Source organism: Nocardioides sp. (assembly GCF_030655615.1).
Lineage (GTDB): Bacteria > Actinomycetota > Actinomycetes > Propionibacteriales > Nocardioidaceae > Nocardioides.
Window position 1 is genome coordinate 1 of sequence record NZ_JAURVJ010000161.1, and the last position, 8,206, is coordinate 8,206.

At 72.6% G+C, this 8,206-nt stretch carries 8 protein-coding genes and 1 pseudogene; all 9 read right to left on the reverse strand.

What is annotated here, in order from left to right; all coding sequences use genetic code 11:
* Positions 1-1,010 (reverse strand): annotated as a pseudogene (locus tag Q7T52_RS13415) ([protein-PII] uridylyltransferase); the annotation flags it as partial.
* A 65-nt stretch (positions 1,011-1,075) separates the two neighbouring features.
* Positions 1,076-1,414: a P-II family nitrogen regulator gene (locus tag Q7T52_RS13420; protein ID WP_304803286.1), complete on the reverse strand. Its 339-nt coding sequence runs from the start codon at positions 1,412-1,414 to the stop codon at positions 1,076-1,078.
* A 113-nt stretch (positions 1,415-1,527) separates the two neighbouring features.
* A complete protein-coding gene (locus Q7T52_RS13425) occupies positions 1,528-1,866 on the reverse strand; it encodes a P-II family nitrogen regulator (RefSeq protein WP_304803288.1) in 339 nt (112 codons plus the stop codon).
* The gene (locus tag Q7T52_RS13430) at positions 1,863-3,191 is read right to left on the reverse strand and encodes an ammonium transporter (protein ID WP_304803290.1); all 1,329 of its coding nucleotides are present in this window, start codon (positions 3,189-3,191) and stop codon (positions 1,863-1,865) included. Before Q7T52_RS13430 ends, Q7T52_RS13425 begins: the two co-directional genes overlap by 4 nt.
* Positions 3,192-3,444: 253 nt before the next feature.
* Entirely contained in the window at positions 3,445-4,614 is a 1,170-nt protein-coding gene (gene ftsY, locus Q7T52_RS13435) for a signal recognition particle-docking protein FtsY (protein ID WP_304803292.1), read from the reverse strand.
* 31 nt (positions 4,615-4,645) lie between these two features.
* The gene (locus Q7T52_RS13440) at positions 4,646-4,870 is read right to left on the reverse strand and encodes a hypothetical protein (RefSeq protein WP_304803294.1); all 225 of its coding nucleotides are present in this window, start codon (positions 4,868-4,870) and stop codon (positions 4,646-4,648) included.
* Between the two features lie 115 nt (positions 4,871-4,985).
* Positions 4,986-5,831, reverse strand: coding sequence for a bifunctional 2-polyprenyl-6-hydroxyphenol methylase/3-demethylubiquinol 3-O-methyltransferase UbiG (locus Q7T52_RS13445; RefSeq protein ID WP_304803296.1), 846 nt, complete (start codon positions 5,829-5,831; stop codon positions 4,986-4,988).
* Complete coding sequence (locus tag Q7T52_RS13450) at positions 5,828-6,274, reverse strand: thioesterase family protein (protein WP_304803298.1); 447 nt, start codon at positions 6,272-6,274, stop codon at positions 5,828-5,830. The genes Q7T52_RS13445 and Q7T52_RS13450 overlap by 4 nt, the downstream gene beginning before the upstream one ends.
* A partial coding sequence (locus tag Q7T52_RS13455) for an AAA family ATPase (RefSeq protein ID WP_304803299.1) occupies positions 6,274-8,206 on the reverse strand: 1,933 nt, incomplete at its 5' end. The genes Q7T52_RS13450 and Q7T52_RS13455, both read right to left, overlap by 1 nt.

The following is an 8,206-nucleotide window of genomic DNA, read 5'->3' on the forward strand; positions in this document are numbered from 1 at the left end:
GCGCACTCGCGGGCGAGGCGAGCCGCGGTCGGCGGGGCCAGGGCCACGCCGTTCTCGGCCGCGGCGGTGGCGGCGCGCAGCAGGAGCAGCGGGTCGCGGGTGGGGTCGGCGCTGCGGTCCAGGACGACCTCGCCCTTGGACAGCGCGACGCCCGGGGCGAGCGGCTCGAGCCGGGGCCGACGCGCCTGCTTGGGTGACGACGACGTCGACAGCACGCCGTCGACACGGCGCCAGGCGAGCCGGGTCAGATGGGTGATCCGGCGCCCTGCCTCGCGCACCAGCACCTGGGCGGCGAGGCCCTCGGGACGCCCGGGCTCCTCGGGCAGGTCGAGCGCGACGGACAGCTCGGCCCACATCTCGGGAGCGACCCGGTCGGTGGCCCGGCCGGCGATGCCGTGCACGAGGTCGCGGACGTCGAGCAGCACCTGGCGGCTGCGCTCGAGCTCGGTGTGGGGCACGTCGACGAGCCAGGTGGCGACCAGGCCGCGCAGGGTGGTGGCGTCGCGCAGGCCGCCCTCGGCCTCCTTGAGGTCGGGCACCGACAGGTGGGCCAGCTCCCCCATCAGCCCGTGCCGGGCCTCCGACGCCGCGCGGATCTCGGGCAGCCGCTCGCGGGCGCCCCGCCGCCAGTGCGCGAGCATCGTCGTACGCAGGCGGAGCGTCAGTCCCGGGTCGCCCGCGACGTGGCGTACGTCGAGCAGGCCCGACGCGACCCGGTGGTCGGCCTCCGCCGCGGACAGCATCTGCGGGAGCGACCGCACCGAGTGGTCGAGCCGGGCCCCGGAGTCCCAGAGCGGGTACCAGACCATCTCGGCGAGGTCGCCGAGGTCGACGTGCTCGTCGTGGACGAGCACCACGTCGAGGTCGGAGTAGGGCGCCAGCTCGCACCGGCCGTAGCCGCCGACCGCCACCATCGCGACCCCCGTGTCGGGTCCGCCACACTTGTCGTAGGCCGACGAGCAGAGCTCGTCGGCCTCGGTGGTCCGTGCGGCGCGCTCGGCGGCGGTCACGCTGGGCGGGGCTCCTGTCGGGGGCTGGATCTCAGGTGACCGGGGTCAGCGGTCGGCGGTGGGGGTCAGAGCGCGTCGGCGTCGCGGTCGCCCGTACGGACGCGCACCACGCTCTCGAGGGAGGAGACCCAGATCTTGCCGTCGCCGATCCGGCCGGTCCGGGCGCCCTTCTCGATCGTGTCGACGATGGTGGCGACGTCCTCGTCGTCGACGGCGACCTCGAGGCGGATCTTGGGGACCAGGGTGATGTCGTACTCCGCACCGCGGTAGACCTCGGTGTGGCCCTTCTGGCGGCCGTAGCCGCTGACCTCGCTCACCGTCATGCCGGTGACCCCGACGGCCTCGAGGGCCTGGCGGACGTCCTCCCACTTGTGGGGCTTGATCACGGCAGTCACGAGCTTCATCGGTTCCTCCGGGCTACAGGTGCGTGCTGGATGGGGGTGGCTCGATCATGCCAGCGGCCCGGCCCTCCCGAAGGAGCGCCGGGCCGCTGGGTGCGAACATCGGGCGGCTCGAGCTACAGCGCCGCTTCGTCCTTGTCGCCGGTGCGGACGCGGATGACGGTGTCGACGGGGCTGACCCACACCTTGCCGTCACCGATCCGGCCGGTCTGCGCGGTCTTGACGATGATCCCGACGATGTCGTCGGTGTCGTTGTCGTCGACCACGATCTCGATGCGGATCTTGGGGACCAGCGCGATGTCGTACTCGGCACCGCGGTAGACCTCGGTGTGGCCCTTCTGGCGGCCGTAGCCGCTGACCTCGCTGACGGTCATGCCGGTGACGCCGAAGGTCTCGAGCGCCTCGCGGACGTCCTCCCACTTGTGCGGCTTGATCACCGCGGTCACGAGCTTCATACCTCGGCCCCCTCGGTCGTCTTGGTCAGCGGAGTGGTGGTGGTGCCGGCGACGAGGCTGGACTTCACGCCGCCCCCGACACCGGTGTGCAGGTCGTAGGCGCTCTCACCGTGCTCGGAGAGGTCGATGCCGCCGACCTCGTCGTCCTCGCTGATGCGCAGGCCGAGCGTGTACTTGATGGCCAGGCCGATGATGAGCGTGAGCACGCCGGAGTAGGCGACGGCCGTGAGGACACCGAGGACCTGGTCGACCAGCGAGTCGACGCCCCCGCCGTAGAGCAGGCCGTCGATGCCGCCCGCGCCGTCGGAGGTGGAGAAGACACCGATCAGGACGGTGCCGAGGATGCCGCCGACGAGGTGGACGCCGACGACGTCGAGCGAGTCGTCGAGCCCGAACTTGAACTTGAGGCCGACGGCGTAGGCGCAGACCGCACCGGCGATGGCGCCGATGGCGACCGCACCCTCGAGGTCGACCGCGCCGGCGGCCGGCGTGATGGCGACGAGGCCGGCGACGATGCCGGACGCGGCACCGAGCGAGGTGGCCTTGCCGTGCAGGACGCGCTCGACGACGAGCCAGCCGAGGATGGCGGCCATCGTGGCGAGCGTCGTGTTGCCGAAGGTACGACCGGTCTCGCTGTAGAACTGGTCGAGGAAGGCGAGCGAGTCGGCCGAGGTCGGGTCGGTCGCGTCGAACGAGGAGCCGAAGACGATCGAGCCCACGTTGAAGCCGTACCAGCCGAGCCACAGCATGCCCGCGCCGAGCATGGTGAGCGTCAGGTTGTGCGGGCGCATCTTGTCGCGCGGCCAGCCGACGCGCTTGCCCAGCAGGATCGCGAGCACGAGCGCCGCGACACCGGCGTTGATGTGGACGGCCGTGCCGCCCGCGTAGTCCTGGGCGCCGATCTTGGTGCAGATGAGCGCCGAGTCGCTGCAGCTGAACACCATGTGGGCGAGCGGGAAGTAGACGATCACGGCCCAGAGCGGGACGAAGAGGATCCAGGCGGAGAACTTCATCCGGTCGGCGACCGCGCCGGAGATGAGGGCCGCGGTGATGATCGCGAAGGTCATCTGGAACATCACGTAGATGTAGGTGTCGGTGGTGACACCATCGAGCCAGAACAGCTCGAACGGGTTGGCGAAGAGCACGCCGTCCCCGCCGAAGCCCATCGACCAGCCGACGGCGACGTAGAGGATGCCCACGATCGCTGCCGAGATGAACGACATCATGATCATGTTGAGCACGGACTTCGACCGTGACATGCCGCCGTAGAACAGTGCCAGCGCGGGCACCGTCATCATCAGGACAAACGCCGTTGCGATGAGCATGAAGGCGTAATAGCCGTCCACAGAACCTCCATGGGAATGGAACTCGGGAGGGCGGGATCTGTGCGACCTCGCTGTCGCCGCGCGTCCCCGCCCGATTCGCTGGAAGCCTCGCGGGCCGGTATTTCACGACCGTCCGCACCATGTTGCGGACAGGAAACGAGTTCCGACCCAGTGTTTCGGGCGTGTTACATCACCGGGGGGGCGGGAGATCGTCCGACAGACGGACGTCCGGCGCCGCGCCGGTCTCAGGTCGTCAGCCGAGCAGCGCGTCGACGAACGCGGCGGCGTCGAACGGCGCCAGGTCGTCGGGGCCCTCACCGAGGCCGACGAGCTTGACGGGCACGCCGAGCTCGCGCTGGACGGCGACGACGATGCCGCCCTTGGCCGAGCCGTCGAGCTTGGTCAGCACGATGCCGGTGACGTCGACGACGTCGCGGAAGACACGGGCCTGGATCAGGCCGTTCTGGCCGGTGGTGGCGTCGAGGACGAGCAGCACCTCGGTGACCACGGCCTGCTTCTCGATGACCCGCTTGACCTTGCCGAGCTCGTCCATCAGGCCCTGCTTGTTCTGCAGGCGCCCGGCGGTGTCGATGATGACGGTGTCGACGCCGGCCACGACCCCCTGCTTGACGGCCTCGAACGCGACGCTCGCGGGGTCGGTGCCCTCCGGACCGCGGACGACCTCGACGCCGACGCGCTCGCCCCAGGTCGCGAGCTGCTCGACGGCGGCGGCGCGGAAGGTGTCGGCCGCGCCGAGCGTGACGGTGCGGTCCTCGGCGACCAGGATGCGGGCGATCTTGCCGACGGTCGTGGTCTTGCCGGCGCCGTTGACCCCGACGACCAGGACGACGCCGGGCTTGCCGTCGGCGCCGCTGACCTGCAGGCGGCGGTCCATGGTCGGGTCGACGAGGGTGATGAGCTCGTCGCGCAGCACGCCGCGGGGGTCGCCGGCCTCGGCGCCGTCGACGCGAAGCCGGGTGCGGAGGTTGTCGACGACCTGCTGGGTCGGGGCGACGCCGATGTCGGCGGTGAGGAGCAGGTCCTCGATCGACTCCCAGGTGTCCTCGTCGAGGCGCTCGCGGCTCAGCAGTGCCAGCAGGCCGCGGCCGAAGCCGCCCTGCGAGCCGGCCAGCCGCTCACGCAGCCGGACCAGGCGGGACTTGGTGCCCTCGGGCTTCTCGCGGACCGGCGCCTCGACGGGCGCCTCGACCAGCGGCGGCTCGACCAGCGGCGGCTCGAGGACGTCGGTCCCGTGGGGGTGCGACCCGCCCTCCTCGGGCGGGGCGACGACGTCGGTGGTGCCGGTGGATCGGTCGACCGGCGGCGCGGCCGGCGGCGTACGACGACCGCGGGACGTGACGAGGCCGACGACCGCGGCGACGAACAGCACCGCGATGCCGATGACGAGGTAGAGCCACTCCATGGGTGCTATCCAACCAGCCGGACCCGGGGGGTCAGCGGTGGGAGGCCCCGTCGTCGGCCGGTACGTCGACGGGCACGTCGACCGGGTCGAGGTCGCCGTCCGCGACGGTCGGGACGGCGTCGCTCGCGCGCTCCAGCACGTCGCCCAGCCAGGGCGCCCCGGGGATCGACTCACCCCGGTGCGGGAAGGCGGCATAGACCAGCGCGAGGACGGCGACGACGAGGACGACCGCCATCGTGATCAGGACAGGGGACATGGTCCGGGCACTCCTCCGAGTCGGCGTACGACGAGCCCGTCCACCGTGGCACACCCGTCCCACGGGCCCCACATCCACGCACATGCACGGTGACCCGTCGCGTCTACACGACGAGTCAGCGTGGCTTGGTCGCGTCGCGGAGGGCGCGGCGGGCTTCCTGGCGCTCGAGGCGGGTACGGGCGAGCTCGGCGACGAGGGAGTCGAGGGTGGAGGTGAGGGGGGTGGTGGCGGGGGCGGCCCAGGTGGCGGGGGCGTCGGCGGGGCGGACGAGCCAGACGGACTGGTCCTCCCCCAGGCCCATCCAGGTGTTGGCCTCGGCACCGAGGTAGTCGGCCGGGGTGACCCGGGTGACGTCGAGGCCCCCCTCGACGAGGCGGTCGTCGATGTCGTCGCCGTAGTAGCGGACGTGGTCGGCGAGGCCGAAGCGCCGGATGCGCTCGTCCTCGGGGGCGTCGGGGTCCTCGTCGGTGACGGTGCCGGGACGCCACGGGACCTGGAGGATGCCGAGACCGTCGGCGGCGAGGACGCGGCCGAGCTCGGCGATGGCCGCGCGGTCGTCGACGATGTGCTCGAGCACGTGGTAGCAGACGAGCAGGTCGACGCAGCGGTCGCGCAGCGGGATGGCCGTGATGTTGCCGCGCAGGTCGACCCCGCGGCCGCCGCGCAGGTCGAAGCGGACATAGCTCTCGGGCTCGAGCTCGAGCAGGCGGGCGCGGGCCTGCGGCGCCGGGGCGATGTCGAGGAGGGTGCCGACGCGGCCGATCTGCGGTCGGAGAGCGCCGAGCAGGATGGCGAAGAAGCGGTGCCGCTCGAGCGACTTGCACCTCGGGCAGGTGGCGTCGGGCCGGCCGTCGGGGCCGGGCAGGAAGCCCTCGCGCAGGTGACGGTCGCAGCACGGGCAGTAGCGGCCGGGGGTCGCAGCGATGGCCGGGGCTGTGGGGAGGGTGGTCGGCACGGTCATGACAGGGGCTCCCGAAGCAGCGGGGTGACGGCGGCACGCACCTCGTCGGGCAGCGGTACGACGCTGCGCCCGCCACCGGAGTTGTCGACGTAGACGTGGACGAACCGCCCCTCGGCCTTGGCCTCGTCGCCCGGCCCCTGGAAGAGCCCGACGCGGTAGATGACCGAGGACGTGCCGACCTTGTCGACGACCAGGCCCATCTCGACGTCGGCGGGGTAGCCCATCTCGGCGAAGTAGCGGCACGACACCTCGGCCACGACGCCGACCGCGGGCAGCAGCCGGATGTCGGTGCCGGTGGCCTCGGCGAGGTGGACGTTGACCGCGGTGTCGATGAGGTCGAAGTAGCGGGCGTTGTTGAGGTGGCCGTAGACGTCGTCGTCGCTCCAGCGCGTGGTGGCGGTGCGCCAGGCGACGTAGTCGGCCCGGGTGGGTCGGTCGGCCACTAGACGGTCTCGGTCTCGCGGAGGCGCTGGCTGATGACGGTGCTGACGCCGTCGCCGCGCATGGTGACGCCGTAAAGGGCGTCGCCGACCTCCATGGTGCGCTTCTGGTGGGTGATGACGAGCAGCTGCGAGCTCTCGCGCAGCTCCTCGTAGATCTGCAGCAGCCGGCCGAGGTTGGTGTCGTCGAGCGCGGCCTCGACCTCGTCGAGGATGTAGAACGGCGAGGGCCGCGCCTTGAACAGCGCCACCAGGAACGCAACGGCGACCAGCGACCGCTCGCCGCCGGAGAGCAGCGACAGCCGCTTGACCTTCTTGCCCGGCGGACGGGCCTCGACCTCGATGCCCGTGGTCAGCATGTTGTCGGGGTCGGTGAGCACGAGCCGTCCCTCGCCGCCGGGGAAGAGCCGGGCGAAGGTGGCGTCGAAGGCCTTCTCGACGTCGGCGTAGGCCTCGGTGAACACCTGCTCGACGCGAGTGTCGACCTCCTTGACGATGTCGAGGAGGTCCTTGCGCGTGGACCGCAGGTCCTCGAGCTGCTCGGTGAGGAACTTGTGGCGCTCCTCCATGGCCGAGAACTCCTCGAGCGCGAGCGGGTTGACCTTACCGAGCTCGCGGAGCTGCCGCTCGGCCGTGCGCAGGCGCTTCTGCTGCTCGTCGCGGTCGTAGGGCTGCGGCTCGGGCGGCTCGGCACCCTCGGGGACCTCGACGGAGGCCGGCGTCGGGACCAGCTGGTCGGGGCCGAACTCGGCCACCAGCGCGTCGACGTCGAGGCCGAGCTCGTCGAGCACGCGCTCCTCGAGCTGCTCGATGCGCATCCGCTGCTGGGCGCGGGCCATCTCGTCGCGGTGGACCGAGTTGACGAGCTCGTCGTGCTGCCGGGCGAGGTCGCGCAGCGTGGCGCGGACGTCGAGCAGCGCCCGCTCGCGACCGCTGCGGGCCTGCTCGACGGCCTGGCGCTCCCTAGTCGCCTCGTGGATCGCGACCTCCAGCCGCGCCAAGGTGTACGACGCCGCGACGGCCACCGCCTCGGCGACGGCACCCTCGCGCAGCAGCCGCTCGCGCCGCTCGGCCGCCTTGGCGCGGGCCTCGCGCTCGGTGCGGGCCTGGCGCAGCAGGCCGTCGACGCGTCCGTGGATGGCCCGGGCGCGCTCCTCGCCGGTGCGCAGGGCGAGCCGGGCGTCCATCTCGCCCTGCCGGGCGGCCTTGGCGGCCTCGGCGAGGCGGGTGCGCTCGGCGGTGTCGGGCTCGGCCCCGGCGTCCTGGCCCTCGTCGCCGGACTGCTCGGCGGCGGCGAGCCGCTGCTCGAGCTCGGCGAGGCCGGCGAGGTCCTGGTCGCGGGCGGCCTCGGCCTTCTCGATCGCCGCCGACAGTCGCTGGGCCTCGCCCTTGGCGGAGCGGGCCTGGGAGCCGTACTGGCCGAGCTCCTCGGCCACGGCGGCGAGCGTCGCGTCGGACTCGTGGAGCTTGGCGAGCGCGACGTCGACACGCTTGTGGGCCTCGAGCCGCTCGGCCTCGAGCCGGCTCAGGTCGAACCCGAGCCGCTCGCCCGACGCGGTGGCCTCGAGCAGCGCCTCGGCCGCCTCGTCGACGGCCCCCTGGATCTCGATCAGGCTCTGCTGGGCGTGGGAGCCGCCCGCCGCGGCGTGGGCGCTCAGCAGGTCGCCGTCACGGGTGACCGCGACGACCGTGGGCAGCTCCTCGACGAGCGTGCGGGCCGCGTCGAGGTCGTCGACGACGGCGGCGCGCTCGAGCAGGCGGTGCAGGGCGGGGCGGAGCCGGTCGGGGCACTCGAGGAGGTCGACGGCATAGGTGGCGTGACCCGGCAGGGCGGGCCAGTCCGACCGGTCGGGCTCGGGGGTGCCGGCGGACGCGGCCAGAAGCAGCCCGGCGCGGCCCAGGTCGCCGGACTTGAGGTGGGTGAGCGCGGCGACC